The 20,369-nt window shown below is 39.8% G+C and carries 16 protein-coding genes and 2 pseudogenes; 5 read left to right on the forward strand and 13 right to left on the reverse strand.

The features are described from left to right. Positions 1–237: 237 nt before the first annotated feature. Positions 238–639: a MarR family transcriptional regulator gene (locus Q7674_RS13245; RefSeq protein WP_305423959.1), complete on the forward strand. Its 402-nt coding sequence runs from the start codon at positions 238–240 to the stop codon at positions 637–639. Positions 640–909: 270 nt separating this feature from the next. Continuing rightward, positions 910–1,215 (forward strand): hypothetical protein, encoded by a 306-nt coding sequence (locus Q7674_RS13250; RefSeq protein WP_045063065.1) that lies wholly within the window; start codon positions 910–912, stop codon positions 1,213–1,215. Between the two features lie 111 nt (positions 1,216–1,326). Here Q7674_RS13250 and Q7674_RS13255 read toward each other — a convergent pair whose 3' ends face one another. The 3 genes from Q7674_RS13255 to Q7674_RS13265 form a co-directional block, all read right to left on the reverse strand. Further along, positions 1,327–2,517 (reverse strand): amino acid aminotransferase, encoded by a 1,191-nt coding sequence (locus tag Q7674_RS13255; RefSeq protein ID WP_008986821.1) that lies wholly within the window; start codon positions 2,515–2,517, stop codon positions 1,327–1,329. A gap of 106 nt (positions 2,518–2,623) precedes the next feature. Continuing rightward, the gene (locus tag Q7674_RS13260; protein ID WP_305423961.1) at positions 2,624–3,379 is read right to left on the reverse strand and encodes an enoyl-CoA hydratase/isomerase family protein; all 756 of its coding nucleotides are present in this window, start codon (positions 3,377–3,379) and stop codon (positions 2,624–2,626) included. A gap of 136 nt (positions 3,380–3,515) precedes the next feature. Beyond that, on the reverse strand, positions 3,516–4,820 hold the full coding sequence (locus Q7674_RS13265; RefSeq protein ID WP_045063057.1) for a GGDEF domain-containing protein: 1,305 nt from the start codon (positions 4,818–4,820) through the stop codon (positions 3,516–3,518). A 224-nt stretch (positions 4,821–5,044) separates the two neighbouring features. On the opposite strand from Q7674_RS13265, the gene Q7674_RS13270 reads away from it, so the two are divergent. Together Q7674_RS13270 and Q7674_RS13275 are read left to right on the forward strand one after the other, a co-directional pair. Next, a complete protein-coding gene (locus Q7674_RS13270) occupies positions 5,045–6,475 on the forward strand; it encodes an EAL domain-containing protein (protein ID WP_052679863.1) in 1,431 nt (476 codons plus the stop codon). A 193-nt stretch (positions 6,476–6,668) separates the two neighbouring features. Next, positions 6,669–8,057: an IS4 family transposase gene (locus Q7674_RS13275; protein ID WP_305424134.1), complete on the forward strand. Its 1,389-nt coding sequence runs from the start codon at positions 6,669–6,671 to the stop codon at positions 8,055–8,057. Between the two features lie 55 nt (positions 8,058–8,112). Here Q7674_RS13275 and asnS read toward each other — a convergent pair whose 3' ends face one another. Together asnS and queE are read right to left on the reverse strand one after the other, a co-directional pair. Further along, complete coding sequence (asnS, locus tag Q7674_RS13280; RefSeq protein ID WP_008986825.1) at positions 8,113–9,513, reverse strand: asparagine--tRNA ligase; 1,401 nt, start codon at positions 9,511–9,513, stop codon at positions 8,113–8,115. A gap of 272 nt (positions 9,514–9,785) precedes the next feature. Further along, on the reverse strand, positions 9,786–10,454 hold the full coding sequence (queE, locus tag Q7674_RS13285) for a 7-carboxy-7-deazaguanine synthase QueE (protein ID WP_023932640.1): 669 nt from the start codon (positions 10,452–10,454) through the stop codon (positions 9,786–9,788). Between the two features lie 271 nt (positions 10,455–10,725). Between queE and mlc the strand changes: the two genes are divergently transcribed. Further along, complete coding sequence (gene mlc / locus Q7674_RS13290) at positions 10,726–11,940, forward strand: sugar metabolism global transcriptional regulator Mlc (protein WP_045063374.1); 1,215 nt, start codon at positions 10,726–10,728, stop codon at positions 11,938–11,940. A 20-nt stretch (positions 11,941–11,960) separates the two neighbouring features. On the opposite strand, the gene Q7674_RS13295 is transcribed toward mlc, so the two are convergent. The 8 genes and pseudogenes from Q7674_RS13295 to Q7674_RS13335 all read right to left on the reverse strand — a co-directional run bounded on the left by Q7674_RS13295 (position 11,961) and on the right by Q7674_RS13335 (position 20,251). Beyond that, complete coding sequence (locus tag Q7674_RS13295) at positions 11,961–12,863, reverse strand: LysR family transcriptional regulator (RefSeq protein WP_023932635.1); 903 nt, start codon at positions 12,861–12,863, stop codon at positions 11,961–11,963. Between the two features lie 214 nt (positions 12,864–13,077). Continuing rightward, on the reverse strand, positions 13,078–13,830 hold the full coding sequence (locus tag Q7674_RS13300) for a LutC/YkgG family protein (RefSeq protein ID WP_045063376.1): 753 nt from the start codon (positions 13,828–13,830) through the stop codon (positions 13,078–13,080). A gap of 16 nt (positions 13,831–13,846) precedes the next feature. After that, a pseudogene (locus Q7674_RS13310) lies at positions 13,847–15,259 on the reverse strand (LutB/LldF family L-lactate oxidation iron-sulfur protein). A 12-nt stretch (positions 15,260–15,271) separates the two neighbouring features. Next, positions 15,272–15,991 carry a (Fe-S)-binding protein gene (locus Q7674_RS13315; protein ID WP_305423969.1) on the reverse strand — a complete coding sequence of 240 codons (720 nt, stop codon included), beginning with the start codon at positions 15,989–15,991 and terminating at the stop codon, positions 15,272–15,274. A 98-nt stretch (positions 15,992–16,089) separates the two neighbouring features. After that, positions 16,090–17,673 (reverse strand): annotated as a pseudogene (locus Q7674_RS13320) (L-lactate permease). 625 nt (positions 17,674–18,298) lie between these two features. Continuing rightward, positions 18,299–18,997 carry a ChrR family anti-sigma-E factor gene (locus Q7674_RS13325; protein WP_023932627.1) on the reverse strand — a complete coding sequence of 233 codons (699 nt, stop codon included), beginning with the start codon at positions 18,995–18,997 and terminating at the stop codon, positions 18,299–18,301. Continuing rightward, entirely contained in the window at positions 18,987–19,556 is a 570-nt protein-coding gene (locus tag Q7674_RS13330; protein ID WP_023932625.1) for a sigma-70 family RNA polymerase sigma factor, read from the reverse strand. Before Q7674_RS13330 ends, Q7674_RS13325 begins: the two co-directional genes overlap by 11 nt. 131 nt (positions 19,557–19,687) lie before the next feature. Next, complete coding sequence (locus tag Q7674_RS13335; RefSeq protein ID WP_023932623.1) at positions 19,688–20,251, reverse strand: LON peptidase substrate-binding domain-containing protein; 564 nt, start codon at positions 20,249–20,251, stop codon at positions 19,688–19,690. Positions 20,252–20,369 lie beyond the last annotated feature (118 nt).

Below are 20,369 nucleotides of genomic sequence, written 5' to 3' on the forward strand. Positions count from 1 at the left end.
GGCATTCAGCACTCGCGGTGGCTGTTTCTCTTGCTGTAGACCCTAGGTGCTTACATTTGTTGTACCTACTAAGTATACATAATGAAAATGCGAGGAATATTTTGCTTAAAATCATATTTATTGTGTGAAAAAACACCGTTTGCTGGCATTTCTCTGACATCCTTGATATAAAACGCGCTTACTTTTTCCCGCTGTCATAGTGGTGACTGAAAGTAGTGCAACGGAGTAGGAAATTTAATGAGAATCTCTCACAAACGTAAAGTACAGCTAAAACTTCAGAAGCAAACACCTGTTTTTGCAGAGTTAGCAACCAAGGCAGCGCCTAAAAAGGTAGCAAAAGCAGAAACAGTGAAAGCTGCACCTGTAGCAAAAACTGAAGAAGCTAAAAAAGTAGTTAAGGCAGCAGCACCTGCGAAAGCAGCGTCTGCAGTAGCATTAACTCCTAAGCAGCGACAAGTGCTAGATATTGTTGTTAAGAATGCAGAAGGTCTAAATCCTAAAGGCATTGGCTTAGAAGCTGGTCAAGAAGACGCGAAAGCAGCTTCTTGGGCAACAGGTGCGTTAAAAAAACTGACGGAAGAAGGTTTAGTTGAGCGCATCCAATTGGCTGGAAACAAAGTTTTATACAAAGCAATTTAATCAGCCAATCCCGCTTCTTCCCAAGAAGCGGGGGTTTTTATTCTCATTTCTATTCTTTCAAAGCTATAATCTTCTGCTAATATAAATTATTACTTTATTATTTTTGTATTATCCCTATTATTCTAAAAAATAATTAATTTAATGCTATAAATATAATAACGAGTTAATATCCATTATTACTTTATATTACTGTTGAGATTTTACTCTTCGCTATAATGTTATTTGGATGTTAATTTGAAGTTGCTCGAAGCATTTGGAGTTAATGATCTTATGACAATGATAAGTGCGAGAGAATTTTCAGATTGGTTGATTGATCGCTTTGCAGAAGATGGTCAAGGTGTATCCTTAACGCGAGAAGATATAAATATACTAACAGGTAGGCAAAGCTTCTCTTTAGGGTTTGTTCACGATATTCATTATGAAGTAATGCGTCATAATATGGCCTTTGTGACTGATACTACTAGGGAAATTTTCTATCTGGTTCCTGTGTTAGAAAGACCCTGGAAAAATCAGCTGAAAAGAAATTATGAGCGTGATTTGTATTATAATGTGTTGCCATTAAATAAATCTGGATAATTGATAAATATCTAAAAGAATGTAGTTATTCTTTTATTTAAGATTAATCCTTTATTCTAGATAAAATAAAAGAGGACATAATGTCCTCTTTTTTTGTTTATTTAGTTTATATTATAAAACCGCAGCGATACCTTTACATAAAGGCAGCATATTTTCTTTTGTCATACCTGCAACGCTAATACGACCAGAACCTACGATATAAATAGCAAAGTCATTTTTAAGTTGTGTTACTTGCTCTTTAGATAAACCAGAGAATGAGAACATACCATTTTGACGTTCAATAAAGCTAAAGTCGTTTGTAATACCAAGCTCTTTTAATGTTGTTACAAATAACGTACGCATTTCTTGAATACGATCACGCATATCAGCAACTTCTTGTTCCCACTCTGCGCGTAGTTCAGTGCTGTTTAGGATTGTCGTAACAATCGCTGCACCGTGTGCAGGTGGGTTAGAGTAGATAACACGAGCAATGGATTTTACTTGGCTAAATGCAGTTGCTGCTTGCTCTGCGTTTGTACCAACCAGGGTAAATGCACCTACACGCTCATTGTATAGGCCGAAGTTTTTAGAGAATGAACTTGCTACTAATAGCTCTGGTAGTTGGTCGGCAAAGATACGTAAGCCTTGTGCATCTTCTTCTACGCCGCGAGCAAAGCCTTGGTAAGCAAAGTCGAACATTGGTAGTAGTTTTTTCTCTACACAAAGCTGTGCAAGTGCTTGCCATTGTGCTTGCGTTGGATCGATACCCGTTGGGTTATGACAACAACCGTGTAGTAGAACAATATCACCTTCGTTAGCTTGGCTTAGGTCGGCAATTGCAGCTTCAAAATCAATATCTTTAGTTTCTGCGTTGTAGTAAGAGTATTGCTTTGTCTCAAGACCTGCAGCACCAAATACACCATGGTGGTTCGCCCAAGTTGGGTTACTGATCCATACTTTCACATCGCCAAGTTGACGTTTAATAAATTCAGCAGCAACACGTAGTGCGCCTGTACCACCTGGTGCTTGTGCTGTTTGTGCACGTTTTTCAGCAATGATCGTTGCATCTTTACCGAATAGAAGTTGCTGAACAGCTAGACCGTACTCAGGCGTACCTGGAATGCTTAAGTAAGACTTTGTCTTCTCAGTGTCTAGCAAGATAGCTTCTGCTTTTTTAACTGTTGCAAGTACTGGTGTATTGCCTGTTTCATCTTTGTAAATACCAACGCCAAGATTAATCTTTGTTGCGCGTGTATCAGCTTTGAATTCTTCAGTTAAACCTAGAATAGGATCAGCAGGAGCTGCGGTGATTTTTTCAAACATATTCGGTCATCCGTGGCGTTAATAAATAGTGATACCTATTTATACCCTTTGTCGTAGAAGATTTACAACATAATGCAACAAATTAGTCATAATTTTTATAGATGAATTAAGTATGTGATTTTCTGGTTGTGAATTGGCTAAAGGCATTCACCGCTTCATGTTCTTTAACTAGCTTAAAAATAAGATTATTTTCCTTATTTATACAGTCAATAAGTTGCTTTCTACTAATTTGAGATAAGAGCTGTTTGGTGTTTTGTAATGCGAGTTTAGGCTGGGTTGCAAGTGTTGCCGCATAAGTTGCAGCCAGTTGTTCTGGTTGAATAGTAATTTGATCAATAAAACCAAGTGATAGGGCTTCTTTAGCGTTCATAGATTCGCCGAGTAACAACATGGCTTTCGCTTTTCTTGTACCTATTATTTGGGGCAATAATAAGCTTGAGCCAAATTCAGGGCATAAACCGAGTTTGACAAAAGGTAGGCTAAAGTTGGCCGAAGGGCAGGCAAAGACAAAATCACAATGTTGCAGCATGGTCATCCCGATACCAATCGCATTTCCAGATACGGCAGCAACTATAGGAACAGGGCAATCAATCATAGCAAACATAAAGGCTTCAATGATGCTACGACTATGTTGGCATTGGTCGGCATCTGCTGTTGTTAGTGAAATAAAGTCTGTAATGTCATTACCACTACAAAAAACATCACTCAGGCTGGTAAGAACGATGACATGAACATTTGGATCATTGGCTTGATGTAAATATTGTGTGAGTTGTTGGTACATCTCAAGGTTCAAGGCGTTTTTCGCATGAGGGCGGTTAATTGTTAAAGTAAGGATATGGTGAGAGAGTGATGAAGCGATCATAAAGCCATCCTTGAAATGTATAAGACACATAACAAGGATGGCAGAGTAGCGAGATATTTATCTGATAAATGTAAAATTTACGAGCAAGCTATCAGTTTGTAAGAAACGGTCAGAAAGCTGCAATTTCAACTAAGAACTAGACGATAGTTGATTGATTTCGACCATTATGTTTTGACTGATACAGTGCTTTATCTGCCGTTTTATAGGTTTGGCTGAAAGATGTATTTGTCGCAACCGTACCACCAATCGAGATCGTCACATTTAGATTTTGGATTGGGTATAACTGCACCATGTATCTAATTTCTTCAGCTTTTAATTGCAACTGCTCCTTTGTCATCGATGATGGGAAGCTGACAATAAACTCTTCACCGCCCCAACGCACCGCGATATCAGTCTGACGAATACTTTGGTTGATTCGCTTCGCTACTGTTCGTATGACGTCATCACCAAATTCATGACCGTAGGTATCATTGATTGATTTAAAGTTATCAATATCAATGATTAATAAACAGAAATCTGACTGTTTCTGGAATTTTTTCTCGTAAAAATCACGACGATAAAAATGCGTCATATGGTCGCGTTGAAGCGAGAATTTCTTAGTTCTCACGCTTTTTGTTAGGTATTGGATCAGAAAACTGAAAAATAACGCTGGGAAAAACGCAAATTTGAAAACAGAGAATAAGTTTACACCCACGTAAAATGGGTCTTGTGTCGCACAGGGCAATAGTTTTTTGATATGAAAACTATGGGCTGATGGGTTACGTTGTAATACCGTTAGGTGCGCTTTATTGTATTCTGCGATATCAGTGCTTAATAGATCATCATTGATATCGATAACCAAGAGTGCGTTTAACACTCTTTTGTTATAAATCGGGTAGTACAGCGTTCTGATGGCTTTATCTGTCCCATCTTCTACATAGCGTTCAGTCAGCTTTAAGTTACAGCCATAGAAGTAGCGAAACGTCTCTTTTAGGCCTTCACGATCAATAATACGTTTCATAACTGAGCCTTTCTCATAGTTTTTGAAAGACTGTAAGTATTCAGGGCGAACGGGATCAAAGTGGGCGTAAGTTGCTGGGTTTTCAAAAACAGCAATTGTCCAAATATGATGGTCAGTGATTTGCTCTAATTGTGAACGAAGACGATTGATACCTTTAGATAGCACTTTCACATTAGAGAAATGATTAACAACAACAGAAACACCGTTATAGTCATGAGTGCCCTTAGGGATAGGGGTTGTTCCTGTGTTGTTATAGTAAGAGCCAAAACGTCGACTGACAGAGTAGATAGTGTTTACTTTTTCAAAGTATTCGTCATGAAATTCGTCTAGTTGATAGGCATTGTAGGCAAAGTAGCCACTAGAGATAATGAAAAAGAATAGTAAGAAAAGCTTGATACTTGTTAATAAGCTTTTGTTTTTAAGTTTGAAATTACTATTCATATATTGTTTCAGCGAAAATTAGTAAGGTGGGGATTTTATAATTAAAAAATATTAATTCAATATAAAAAACCACAACATTAGTAAGATTATATTATGAATACGATTTTTTAAATTAATCCCATAAAGTATATTACTTTTGGGTATAATTTAGTGGAAGTATTAGGTTTTTCTTAGGATAAGGTATAGCAGTGTCATTGAACCCTATAGTAAAAATAGCGCGACTATTGACTGCTATCATTGTATTAATTTTACTCAGCTATGGTATTGCAAGGGGAACAGCCTCTTGGTTATCTTACTTTGTTGCATATTCTACTATCTCGTCAGATATGAAGCAGTACAGTGATAAATTACAGCAAGACTATATTTTAGAAACCAAACAACTCAAGCAATTACAGAATATTGAGCAGTGTGATAATAACTCTCAATCTGTATTAAGGACGCTAGAATATAAAAGTAATGAGATTCGCTTTCTCGGCGTAAAGATGGCGGAGCACTTATGTACTTCAAACGGATTAATTGATTTTCCTACCATTGAAGCCCAGCAGTTTCCTTACGTTCGTTACGTATCACCCATAACTAAGAAAAAAGAAACATCAGTACTGATTAACGTTAATGATAAGACGTTTTTAGTTGATTCGAATGAAGCCGATTTTGCCGAATATTTCGTCTACTTTTGCAATAAGTGTTTATCATTTCATTACGAATACGATATTGAACATCATAAAGATGAAGTAAAGCCGACTACGTGGTTCGTTGTTCATGGCAATTTAGGCAATATTAAAGGCGTGATTGTTGTTGATCGCTACTTGCAACAAAAGCTGAACGAGCAAAACTTCTATTATTATTGGTTAGTTTATTTCTTGTTGCTGTGTCTTATTGCGGCTGGGATTGTCTATTACTACAACACCCGACATGACTTACAAAAAATGTTAGTGGTAGGGTGTAAGAAAAATGAATTTATTCCTTACTATCAACCAATTATGTCGCTTGATGACAAGCTTCAAGGGGTGGAAGTACTGGTGCGTTGGAAATTAAGTGACGGCAGTTTATTGCTACCAGCATACTTTATTGAAGTCGCTGAACAGATGGAAGTGATTAATGAAATCACCATTACGTTAGTGAAAAAAGTACAGGCTGATTTTCGACGATACAGTAGTAATTACAATCGAAAAGTTTTTTGTGCATTCAATCTAACGGCTCAACAAATAGAGAATAAATCCTTTATTAATTTACTGATCTTAACTTTGAAGAAAGAGGAAAATTTTGTTCCTTCTTTTGAAATCACAGAACGCCAGCATTTTAATAACTTAGCTTTGGCTAAAGCGAATATTCGCCGTTTACAAGAACAAGGCTATCAAGTGAAGTTAGATGATGCAGGGACGGGTTATGGTGGTTTTAGTTATTTTATGGACTTCAATTTGGATGGCGTGAAGATCGATAAAATGTTTATTGATGTTATTGGTGTGGATGATGTGAAAGTTGAAGTGCTAAATTCGATCATCATGATGGCAAAGCGTTTAGGTATTGATATTGTGGCAGAAGGGGTGGAAACCCAGCAACAAGTTGATTTCCTACGTAAACATAATATCGACTATATTCAAGGGTACTATTACTCGAAACCTGTACCGTTTAAAGACCTCAATTTTGATAACTGATTACGTTAGAGTTCACGTTAAGTTGATATTGTCGTCAATCAGCGGCAAAACATAAATTATTGATAAAAATAAAAAAGGCTGCCAATTGGCCTGTCTCTTATACACAAATCCCTAAGCCAATGCTTGGGGATTTTTTTGAACTAATTTTATGTTTCATGATCTGATCATCTAAGCAATGATAAGGATGATTATGATGACCTATATAGAACCAACTCTTTGGGCTCAAAAACAATTCGGTCAAGCCGATCTTAATGACCCAAGACGCACTCAAAGACTCGTTGCTCTAGCTACCTCTCTGGCTGAACAACCTGGTATCCCTATCTCAAAACTCATCATCTCCCCAGCCGATATGGAAGGGGCTTATCGCTTTATTCGTAATGACCAAATCAAAGCAGAAGATATTGCAGAAGCTGGATTCTATGTCACAGCACAAGAAGCTTTTGAACAACAAACACTGCTTGCATTGGAAGATACCACTTCTCTAAGTTACTCACATCACAGCATACAAGATACACTCGGGCATTCCAATCAAGGTAATCGACACCGAGCAATGTTCGTTCGTTCAACGTTGCTTTTTGCTCCCGAAACTCACACTGTAGTTGGTTTAATCGAACAACAACGCTGGACCCGAGATATTGAAAAACGTGGTCAAAGACACCAGCATGCAACTCGACCATACAAAGAAAAAGAAAGTTATAAATGGGAACAAGCATCTCGCCATGTTGCAGAGCGACTAGGCGAGAAAATGTCAGAGGTTATTTCTGTATGTGATAGAGAAGCCGATTTATTCGAGTACCTCACTTACAAGCACGAGCAACAACAACGATTTATCGTTCGCTCAATGCAAAGTCGCTGTATCGAGGAGCATGATAATCGTCTTTATGACTACGCTTCCAAGTTGTTATCAGCAGGAAGCAAAGAGCTAAAAATACCGCAAAAAGGCGGTCGTAAGTCCCGCACGGCTCATCTAGACATCAAATATGCTCCCGTGACACTTAAGTCTCCCGCTAATAAAAAAGAGTTCGATAATATCTCTCTCTACTATGTTGGATGTATAGAGCAAGGTGAGAGTGACGACAAGCTCGCATGGCATTTACTGACATCAGAGCCTGTAACGAACAAAGAGGAAGCACTTAACATCGTCAGTTATTATGAGCGTCGTTGGCTGATAGAAGATTTTCACAAGGTTTGGAAAAGTGAAGGCACGCAAGTTGAACAACTGAGAATGCAAAGTAAAGATAACTTAGAAAGGCTCAGTGTTATTTTGGCATTTATTGCTACTCGTTTACTCCAGTTAAGATTTATGAACGAATCTAAAGAGTTATCTAGTAGCTGTTGTGAACGGGTGTTAAAAGGTAAAGCGTGGAAGCTTATGTGGTTAAAATTGGAGAAGAAAAAGCTGCCCAAAGAAGCACCAAATATATCGTGGGCTTACAAAAGTATTGCACGGTTAGGTGGTTGGAAAGATACCAAGCGGACGGGTCGCGCTTCTGTAAAGACATTATGGCAAGGATGGTTTAGGTTACAAACCATCCTTGAAGGATATGAACTAGCTAAGTCTCTTGAACACAATGACTTGTGATCAAGAGACAGGCCAATTGGCAGCCTTTTACGTTCTGTTCTAAATATAACAAAGATTAGAAGTTTGCAGAGCGTGGGGTACGTGGGAATGGGATCACGTCACGTACGTTACCCATACCTGTTACGTAAGATACTAGACGCTCGAAGCCTAGACCGAAACCAGCGTGTGGTACACTACCGTAACGACGTAGGTCGCGGTACCAGCCCATGTGCTCAGGATCTAGCCCCATTTCAACCATACGTGCATCAAGGATGTCTAAACGTTCTTCACGCTGAGAACCACCGATGATTTCACCGATACCTGGTGCTAGTACGTCCATTGCTGCAACTGTCTTACCGTCGTCATTCAAACGCATGTAGAATGCTTTGATGTCTTTCGGGTAGTTCTTAACGATTACAGGTGCTTGGAAGTGCTCTTCTGCAAGGTAACGCTCGTGCTCAGAAGACATATCAATGCCCCACTCAACATCGAACTCGAACTTACGGCCAGAGTCTTGAAGGATCTTAATTGCATCAGTGTAATCAACTTGTGCAAAGTCAGATGTTACGAACTTCTCTAGACGAGAAATTGCGTCTTTGTCGATACGCTGAGCAAAGAACTCAAGGTCGTCACGACGCTCTTCAAGTACAGCTTTGAATACGTACTTCAGCATGTCTTCAGCAAGCTTAGCTACATCGTCAAGTTCAGCGAATGCAACTTCAGGCTCAACCATCCAGAACTCAGCTAGGTGGCGGCTTGTGTTTGAGTTTTCAGCACGGAAAGTAGGGCCGAAAGTGTAAACCTTGCTTAGTGCACAAGCGTAAGCTTCAGCGTTTAGCTGACCGGATACTGTTAGGAAAGTCTCTTTACCAAAGAAATCTTTGTCAAAGTCTACTTCGCCTTTATCAGTCATTGGCAGGTTAGCCATGTCTAGCGTAGATACACGGAACATTTCACCTGCACCTTCACAGTCAGATGCTGTGATAAGTGGCGCAGACATCCAGAAGAAGCCTTGCTCGTGGTAGAAACGGTGGATCGCTTGAGATAGACAGTTACGAACACGTGCTACAGCGCCGATCACGTTAGTACGTGGACGAAGGTGTGCAACTTCACGTAAATACTCAATTGAGTGACGAGTTTTAGCCATTGGGTAAGAATCTGCATCTTCAACCCAACCAACCACTTTAACGTTGGTTGCTGCTAGTTCAAAATCTTGACCTTTAGCAGGAGATGCTACGATTGTACCAGTAACCTCAACAGAGCAACCAGTTGTAAGCTTAAGCACTTCATCCTGGTAATTATTTAACTCATTAGGGACCACGGCCTGAATCGGGTCGAAACAAGAGCCGTCATAAATGGCAAGGAAAGAGATTCCAGCTTTGGAATCACGACGTGAGCGAACCCAACCGCGAACAGTAACTTCACTGTCTACCGCTAGTTTGCCGCTTAATACGTCTGTTACAGGCGCGTAAGTCATGTTTAAATCATTCTCCGTTTAGGCACTGACTTCGGAATTAAAGTATCTCGTGCTTAAAGATATCTAAGTATTAGTCATATTACCTTTCTTACGACAAGCATCAAGCATTGATATCAATCAAATGATAAATTGATGAAAGAAAGCGGTAATTTTAGCAAATGATTGGTTAATTATCGGTCATTTACTTTAAGTCGTCCTAGCTTCGTATTGGAAAATGTAGACCTAGGACGTCTTAGCTAAATTTTTTATAAATCAATTCAAGCAAAAGCTGTTTAAGCAATGGCTAAGTATTTGTGTGTTTGAATTGATAAACGCCAATTACGGGCAATACAGGTTTCGATACAAAGCTCAGTTGCGCGTGGCTTTTGGCTGATAGGCTGTAGTGCAATTGTAACGTCTGATTTAAGACTCTTGCCCTCTAATAAAGCGTCAAGTTGCTCGATGTCTTTACTAGTACCAACCGGGTGTTTGATCTCGTTAGCGCGTTCTAGCGCAGAAGCTAATACAGGAAGCTTGGCTTTCATATTGATTTTTGGTGATACCGTTACCCAAGTGTTGTTACTAGCTTGGATCTCAGAAGTACCACTGGTTTCAATTTGGCAATTAAAGCCTGCCGCTTCAAGCGCTTCTGTTAGGGGATATAGATCGTAAATGCATGGCTCACCACCCGTGATAACAACATGCTTTGCGGTGTACTTTTGATCAATCAGTAGCTGTACAACACCATTAGCGTCAAGTTGAGTCCAAAGTGGAGAGTCTTCAGTTTTTGCCATGATTTGTTCTAAAGATGCCAAGTCTTGTGGCTCAGCAGTCCATGTTTGTTTGGTATCACACCATGAACAACCCACAGGGCAGACTTGTAATCGAACAAAAATTGCAGGAACGCCTGTAAATACGCCTTCACCCTGAATAGTCTCGAATACTTCGTTAATTTTGTACACGTTGAACCTCTTTTTTCACCCGAATTGCTGACTTTCTATTGTGAAACTGGTTTCTTTTAGAAAGGTTACGGCGTGAAATAAATCCGCTAATTGAAGAAAAATAGTCGGCAAAAAAGCCGTTTTGCCATTATCGCAGAAGCGAAACTCAATGTCTTTAGTCATTGATAGTGATACTTGTCACGTACTGAAGACAAGAGGCTTCACAATTACTTCGCAAAGTAAAAAAATTAACATACGAAGGTTTTATAGCTGATTTTTCAGGAGTATCGACATGTACGTCGCTCAGCCAGGCCATATCGATCATATCAAAAGAAATAATGCTGGGAGCGTATACAAACTGATTGATTTGTACGGACCAATCTCTCGCATTGAATTATCAAAACGTAGTCAGCTAGCCCCTGCAAGTATTACTAAGATCACTCGTGAACTTATTGATGCGCATTTAATTAAAGAGACACAATTTCAAGAATCAAGTAGCCGTGGGCGTCCTGCCATTGGACTTGTGCCTGCTAATGAAGGTTGGCAATTTTTATCTATTCGCTTAGGGCGTGGTTACTTGACGATTGCGTTACATGCATTGGGTGGTGAAATCCTTGTTGAAGAACGTCAAGATATTGAGCAGTTACATCAGGTTGATGTGGTTGAAAAGTTACTACAGGAAATTAATGTCTTTTTTGCTAATCATGTGAGTGAGCTTGATCGTATTACCGCGATTGCAGTGTCACTGCCGGGGTTAGTGAATACCAGTGATGGTGTGGTACTGCAAATGCCGCATTATAACGTTTCCAATCTTCCGCTTGGCGAGATCATTCATCAAGAAACAGGTCTGCCTGTTTTTATTGGTAACGATACTCGCTCATGGGCATTAGCTGAAAAGCTTTTTGGTAACTCTCGTGGTATTGCGAACTCGATTTTAGTCTCGATCCATCACGGTGTTGGGGCTGGTATTGTACTTGATGATAATGTGCTACAAGGCAAAACCGGTAATGTTGGTGAGCTTGGGCATATTCAAATCAAGCCTTATGGAAAGCGCTGTTTCTGTGGCAATCATGGTTGTTTAGAAACAGTTGCCAGTTTACAGGCAATATTAGAACAAGTGGAAACCCAGTTAAAAGCAGGGCATGAATCTATATTGAGTAATATGCCGCTGACCATTGAAGCGATTTGTGATGCAGCTGTTGAAGGGGATAGTTTAGCAAGACAGATCATCATTGAGCTTGGACATAATTTAGGTCAAGCCATTGCGATTATGGTCAATTTATTTAATCCACAACGTATTCTGATTGGTGGTGAATTTAACCGTGCTAAATCGGTGTTATATCCAGCGATCATGGAGCGAATTCGCTCTCAAACATTGCCTGTATATTTTCGTGATTTAGAGATTGAGCAGAGCCGTTTTTATACCCAAGCAACCATGCCCGGCGCTGCTTTGGTAAAACAGGCAATGTACGACGGGCATTTGCTTATGAAGTTAGTAGATGGTTAATGGTATGATTTATATGGAAATTAAAACTTTTCTTTAATTTCCATATAGCTTTCTCGAATATGCTCGATAAGTGCTTGAATGCGTTTAGCGGGCTTTCTAGTGTAAGGATATACAGCATAAATCCCGACCACTTTACCAGCATGTGTTGGTAATAATTCCACCAAATCTCCGCGCTGTAATTCATCATAAATTAAGCAATTAGGAAGATAGGCGATGCCATTACCTGCAAGCACTACTTTCTTTAATGCTGCTGCGTTATCTGATGAGAAATTACCGCTCACTTTCTGGGTGTAAACTTTGTTTTGTTTTAGAAATTGCCAGTCAAAAGGACCTGTGCTTTGTGGGTTGTAACCCAAGCAATTATGACTTAATAGATCTTTCGGTTTTTCTGGTTTGCCGTAATGCTCTATATAAGCAGGGGAAGCACAGATCACCCAGCGAGAATTAAAAATATGACGTGCAATCAGGCTTGAATCTTCTAAATAGCCAGTACGGATCACCAGATCATAATTGTCTGCCACAAGATCAACAAAGTGATTATCTAGCGACATCTCCACCGATAAACCGGGGTGTCTTTGGCAGAAATCAGCCACGGCATTGGCAAGGACTAATTCTCCTGAAATGGTGGGTACAGACATACGGATTTTGCCTGACAAGGCTTCGCTATAACCTGTTACAGAATCAAACGCTGCTTGTGCAACATGACTGATGCTTTTGGCGCGATGATAGAGGACTTCACCGGGTTCGGTGAGGGTCAATTTACGGGTGGTGCGGTAAATTAACTGTAAACCTAATTCTGTCTCAAGTTTACTAATGCGTTTACTAACAACCGATTTAGTCACGTTATTGAGTTCAGCCACTTTGCTGAATGATCCATGTTCAATTACTTGAGTGAATAAAACGAGATCGTCGATAGCTGGCATTCTTTATCCCATACAAAGTCTAAGAGGCAAGGATTATATACTTAACTCATATTATGGCGCTATATTCAACAAGCGTGATTTGGCAGAGAGTCAAAGAGGGGATGTGGAACTTGAATAAAAAAACGCAGCCCCGATAGCTGCGTTGTTCTTATTCCCGTGTGTGCTTAACTACTAGCGTCCTGCTAGCTGTTATCACTATTGGTGATAGGTAGACTTACATATCATCAATAATGATGTAGGTGGCAAAGACGGGCCCATGCACACCAACAACTTTGATCAGCTCGATATCTGCAGTCGAGCTAGGACCTGAAATGAAGTTAACACATGATGGAATACGTTCACCATTTTGTGCTTTCTGATGAAGAATTTCAGTTGCCTGTGTTAAACGCGCAACGATACAGCTTTTTGGCACAACGAAGACTGATGCTTCTGGTAGTAGGCTAACTGCACGACCTTGCGCTGGGTTGCTGTAAAGTACCATAGTGCCTGATTCAGCTAGTGCTTGCTCTGCAAATACAACACCCACTTTTGCACGTTCTGCAACGGTAATATTTGCTTCATAGCCTGCTGAGTGATCCCAAATGTAAACGCCATGCTGTTCTGCACTAAGATCTTTAGGATAAATCACATCAAGTAGACGTTTATCTGCGGTGAAAATGGTTTCACCAACAGGGGTGATTTCTGTTTGATCGGCACTACAGTATTTGAAACATACATCGCGTAATGCTTCTGTTAGTTGTGCTTTGGTGGTTACAACTGCTTGCGCACCTAAAGAAGACTCAGTGTAGTTTACCAAGATGTCTTTTAGTTCATCTTGAGATTTACCTGCAAATACTTCTTTGTGGCAATTATATTTTAAGTTTGGACGTGCAACTGGGGTAGTGATGCGATCACGACCTAGTTGTTTGGCGATGTTATTAAGGAAACTATCGCGATTATAGATGCGTTGCTCATTTTGAGATGACATACGGAAAGCCCCTTAATTACTTATTTTTGTTCTTAAACCAGCTGCGGAACGATTCACCAGATGGTGTTGGTAAATCACGAGTTTGTGTCCATGCGTTTAGCAGACCAACTTTAAATGGTAGTTGACCATCTTTAATCAGCTTGCCTGCAACAATGGCACCGATCTTAACTGTCTTATCCCATAGTGCAGGGTGGGCGTTAACAAAGCTAAAGCCACTAACAGAAGCACGTTCCATAGGATCAGTAATTTTCTCTTCGCCCATGATTTGACGGTGCTTAAGCAGTAGATCTGATAGTGGGATCTTCACTGGGCATACATCATGACAAGCACGACATAAGCTACATGCGTTTGGTAGATCTTTGAAATCTTCGTAGCCGCCAAGTAGTGGAGACAGTACAGCACCAATAGGACCAGAGTAGATTGAACCGTAAGATTAGTCACCGATGTGACGGTAAGCCGGACAGGTGTTTACACACGCCGCACAACGTACACAACGTAGGATTGAACGGAATTCAGAGCCTAAAATCTTAGAGCGACCGTTATCAACAATAACTAGGTGGAACTCTTCAGGACCGTCACAGTTACCTTCTTCACGAGGGCCAGTTAGTGCCGTTACGTAACCAGTCAGTGGTAAACCAACTGCACTACGACATAGCAGGCTTGCCACAATATCGAACTCTTCAAATGTAGGAACGATACGCTCCATACCCATTACAGCGATATGTGTTTTAGGTAGGCTGGTTGCAAGACGTGCGTTACCTTCATTAGTAACAAGGGTTACGGTGCCAGATTCTGCAATGGCAAAGTTACAGCCAGTGATACCGATTTCTGCTTCTAGGAAATCATGACGGATATGCTCACGTACGAAACGTGTCATTTCTTCTGGATCTGATGAGCCTTCGTAACCTAGCTTCTTGTTGAATACGTCACGAATTTGAGTTCGGTTTTTGTGAAGTGCAGGAACAACGATGTGTGAAGGAGCATCACAATCATCAACCTGAAGGATGTATTCACCTAGATCGGTTTCAATCACTTCACAGTTGTTACGTTGGATCACATGGTTCATACCGATTTCTTCGGTTACCATGGATTTAGACTTTACAACTTTTTTCGCATTCTTTTGTTGAATGATTTTTTCGATGTAATTCGTTGCATCTTCAGCAGTTGCTGCGAAGTAAACGTGACCACCGTGCTTTTCAACGTTGTCGCTAAGTTGTTGTAGGTAGTAATCTAGGTTTTCAAGCACATGGTTACGAATATCCATGCCCATTTCACGCCATTCTTCCCAGTTACCAAGTTTTTCAGCAGCGATAGCACGGTTTTTGAACATGCGTTCTTGTGCGTTAGCAACAGCGGCACGCATAGATTCGTCTTTCATTTTTACATGAATACGATCTTTAAATTTCTGGTTGCTTGTTTTCATTGACATAATAATGACCTCTTAACGACTCATCAGCACATCAACAATGTGCATCACTTTGATTGGTTGACCTTCACGGCTAATGCGGCCACCAATGTTTAGTAAACAGCTGATATCAGCACCAATTAAGAAGTCAGGTTCAGCAGCTTTGATGTGACGTACTTTCTCTGTCACCATCTCACCAGAAATTTCAGACATCTTCACAGAGAAGGTACCACCGAAACCACAACAAGTTTCTTGGTTTTCAATTGGAAGAAGTTCAAGACCTTCAACGTTGTTTAGTAGAATAAGCGGCTCTTCACGTACACCAAGCTTACGGATCAAGCTACAAGAAGGGTGGTAAACACCTTTACCTTCCAAGCGAGCACCTACATTTTCAACACCAAGTTGGCGAACAACAAACTGAGTCAATTCAAATAGACGATCAGCCACTTTTTTCGCACGCTCTGCCCACTCTGGCTCATCAGCTAAGTACTCTGGGTATTTCTTTACCGCAGCAGCACAAGAGCCCGCAGGTGTTACGATAGGGAAGTCGTTGATCTCAAATGCTTCGATCATGTTTTTCATTGCAAGCTTACTTTTTTCAATGTAGCCACTATTTAACGCAGGCTGACCACAACAACCTTGACGCTCAGGGAAGATCACTTCACAGCCAAGTTGCTCTAGTAAACCTACTGTTTTTTTGGCAACTTCAGCTTTCACTGTATCGCCTAGGCAGGTGACAAAAAAGTTTACCTTCATCTCATTGCTCCAGTGGCGGCATACCGCCTAATTGTTCACATTAGCAATTGGCTTATCCGAAGATAAGCCAATCATTTATCTTCACGTTGTAGGGACGTTTAGATAAAAATACTGACAACAGCTGCAATCACACCGTATAGCACCATAGGGATCACTGTACGTTTAATGATGTAGCCTTCTTTATTTGCAATACCAAGGATGGTTGATACAGCAATAATATTGTTAATACACACCATATTACCCATTGCACCACCAACAGACTGCATGGCTAAAATGGTGTTTTCAGGTAAGCCAACATTGTGAGCGATGCTTTGTTGAATCGCGCCGAATGTCAGGTTTGAAACCGTTGCAGAGCCTGAGAAAAACGCACCTAACGCACCTAAAGAAGCAGCGCAGTATTGCCAGTTTTTACCGATAAGATCAGCAAACGCATTACCTGTTGTCATGATTGGTGAATGTTCACCACCAATCATCATGAATTTCACCATAATTAACGCACCGACAAGGGCGATAAAGGGCGTTTTGATACGTGATGCTGTATCACTAACGACTTGTTTGACTTGGGTCTTATTCATCTTTAAAAGAGGAATAGAAATAAGTACAACCAAAAAAAACGGAATCAACGCAGGCACATACAATGTTTTGTACGCCCATGAAGTATCCGTGCCTAAAATATTGCTTAATTTAATAATTAGCGCTTGGCTTAGGTGTAAATCTGCAAACCCTAAGTTTAGGTGTAGCAGTGGCGTTGCATCGTTTAGCATGCCTTTTAAACCCAGCTGTTTAATGCGTGTCACGATCAGAATCAGGATCAACAGCAGTGTAGGAGCCATCGCTTTAAACACCACATGGAAAGGCAGTGTTGTTGCTTTGTTTTCTTCTTCTGACGTTGTTTGTTTTTCTAAACCAATGTTGTAACGCGCCAGCAGAATAGACAGTGTTAAACCAATCGCACCACCAATCAGCGCTGGGAATTCATAGTTCCACTGGGCAAGCCATACATAAGGTATAGTACATGACCAAATACTGAGTTGAATGAACACAAAGTTGCGTTTAATTTGCTGCCAATTCACAACGAATTTCAGTGCGATTACAGGAATAATCACAGCCGCCACAGTGTGCATGATGGCTGATAATCAGCCTACATCTAATAACTCAGCATCAGGTAATCCTAAGTTACCTAAACCAAACCATGTCGGTGTACCTACTGCACCAAAAGAGACTGGAACAGAATTCATAACCAGTGCAAGCATAGCGACACGTAATGGGTTAAAACCCAGACCCACTAAAATTGGAGCGGCAATCGCAGCTGGTGTACCAAAACCAGATGCACCTTCAATCATGAAGGCAAATGCCCAACCAATGATCATTAACTGACCAACTTGGTTTTTACTGATGCCTTCAAGCCATTGGCGAATCACATCTTCCGCACCCGACACATTCAAAGTACGGTTTAATAAAATAGCACCAGCAATAATCGAAATTGGTGTCAGGGCAGAAAGCGCACCTGAAATAACATTTGCTGCCAGTAACTGACTGCTTGTACCAAAATAGACAAGCTGTAATAAACCAATAAGTAATGCTGTTGCTGGCAATGCAACATGAGATGGCAACGCGTTCCTTTTCGTCATCATCCAAATTAAAAGCAAAATAGGGATAACCGATATTGCAAGATTTAACATAAATACCCACCTTGGTTATTTCGTTGTTCCACGAAATTAATTTTGTTGTTTTTATTAATTATCTACTTAGTAATACGTATTTATTCAGCGCATAACCGTAGTGGGGTGAGTATTGTAGGGTCGAAATAGACGATGACTATCTATTTTTTTGCGTTAAAGATGATGAAAAATAAGATAAATGTGAGCTAAATAAATTAATTAAAAATAGTCTTAATTTTCTTTTTAACTATTTATCAAGAGGTTGAGTTGTCTTTTGGGGATTTATAAAAATTCAATTAGATAACTATTGGAAACAAATATTTTGCAATATCGGACTAATAAAACCGCTAATAAACTGAATATTTAAGAAGTTATAAAATATTAAGATAAGAATGATATTCAATACGGAAACATTATTGTTGTAATAATACAACAAAATGGAATATGTTTGATTGTGAATATAAATGAATAACGTGGATTGTTTATTTATATGGCTGTTATTATTCTTAAACTATTAAGAGATGTAAAAGCTTTTTTGTTATTTTAGGCTTAAAATCGCTTAATAAAAGTATATGTGAACAAAATAGAAACAGATGTGGGAAGTAGAAATAAAAATGCCTCTATTTTATAAAAGAGGCATTTCGGTTTAGTAAATGATATTACCGATACTGTTAAAGAGTTGGCTCATACCTTGGGTGAAGTGCAGTGGTGCATTCGAGACGGTATAGCATAAACATCCATTGGTCGTTTTCGGACTATGATCGTGATGGGATTCATCCAGTAAAATAAAATCACCAGCTACATAATGTCCGTTTTCATCACTAAAATCACCAGCAAGCAATAAGGTGAGCTCGTAACCTTTGTGTTTGTGGGCAGGAATAGCACCACCGCTGTCGATGTGCAGTAGACTTGAGCGTACTTCACCTTCATTAACTGGTAATCTCGCTCGACTAATTTTGCCTAAGCCATGCCAATTGAGCTCGTTAAATTGGTTAAATGCGCGAGGTAAAGTATAAGTTAGACCTTTGCACTCAATCACCTTAGGCTTTGGTGGCTGATACAGAGTCAAATCTTCATCATTTTCAACAATGTCACTTAACATTGCAGCAAAAGAAGCATCCACTTTTAGATCTTGGTTGAGATCATTTGTCTTGTTTTGACATTGCGACCAAGAAATATCTGCAATCTTTGGCGTTAAGCTGGCTTCCAGATGTTGGCAATGTGGGCAAAGCTCAATATGTGCCGCAACAGCAATTGACAATGAAAGCGATAACTGACCCTGAATATGTTGTTCTAACAGTTGCTTGCTAGGATGATGTTTAATAAGTGGTATCTTAGTAGTCATCGTCTTTCTCCAATTGCAAACGTAGCTTCTGCAAGCCTAAACGTAACCTTGATTTAACTGTGCCAACAGGCAGTCCCAATTGATCAGCAAGATCTTGGTGAGAGCGCTGGTTTAAATATATCTCTTTCACCACGGTTTGCTGGGCTTCCGGTAGGGTAGATATAAGTGTGATTAGCTCATCACCCAGTTGTTTATTACTTGGATCATCATCTGTCACTAACTTTTGCTCAAAGATAGGCCAGATGTCATCACTGTAATTATCTTCTTTTGTAGCCTGTCGCTTACGTAAAATATCAAAACACTGGTTACGCATGATGGTGTAAACCCATGTTGATACTGCACCTTTCTCGGGATGAAAAAGATGGGCTTTACGCCACACGGTAAGCATAGTTTCTTGCACAAGCTCCATTGCATTCGCTTCTTGTTTAAGGTGCTTCAACCCATAAGAGCGAATTTTTGGTGCGAAATGAGAAAAAATTGTCGCAAAGGCGGTTTTATCACGCTCTTTTGCAACGCTTACGAGTAATTGTTTTTGTTGCTCAATACTGATCTCATTCATTGTGGGATGTCCCAACCTATGATGATGACTAGATTGAGAGTAAGGGTATGTAATAACAGACATAATCTCAACGTGTATTGGTTAGACAAATTAGACATTACATAGAGATACGTCTGTTATTCAGCTATCGATCATTTTTTTTGCAAATTATCGTCAATCACCGTATGAAGAAATGACAATGCAGCAGTATGGTCATTTCGACTCATAAACCACTGTTTCTGATTGACTTCTAGTGGTAGAATTTCTAACCATCGTTGGCAAACCCATGTCATGTTGTTGAAATCTGGTGACGGATAATAACTTGCGTGATCAGGATGCTCTTTGAACAGTAGTTTAAGACTATTGGCTATTTCAACATCGTTATAGTTTATATCAGTACTTTGCCAATTCGGCACTTTCGATGCTTTACCAAAATAGAGCCCATCATCATCCTGCCAATAATTATCGAGAAGAAAAAGTTCTTGAGCAGATATAGTAATACTTAATACACCATCAGGTAGTGAATCAAAATCAGTGATCACAACACGTGTACCAAAGTGACAAATGTTATTGTCAATGGACATACACAACCCGAATCCATAGTTGTTTGTTGCAGCAATTTTTATCAGTTTGATATAACGAGGTTCAAAGATCCTTAATTTACTGACCCCGCCTGGTAGTAGATAAATATCTAGTGGAAACAGAGGTATTTGCATAATTTTATGCCCTAGCTGACGTGTTATCGTTAATACCACACTAGTTCTTTTAAATTTATTTAGTTGTGGTATCGTTTTTTAAAGTGTAAGCAGACAAAATTAATAGCTCTGTCTGCTT

Origin of the sequence: Photobacterium leiognathi (assembly GCF_030685535.1) — a bacterium.
In the GTDB taxonomy this organism is placed as follows: Bacteria; Pseudomonadota; Gammaproteobacteria; order Enterobacterales; family Vibrionaceae; genus Photobacterium; species Photobacterium leiognathi.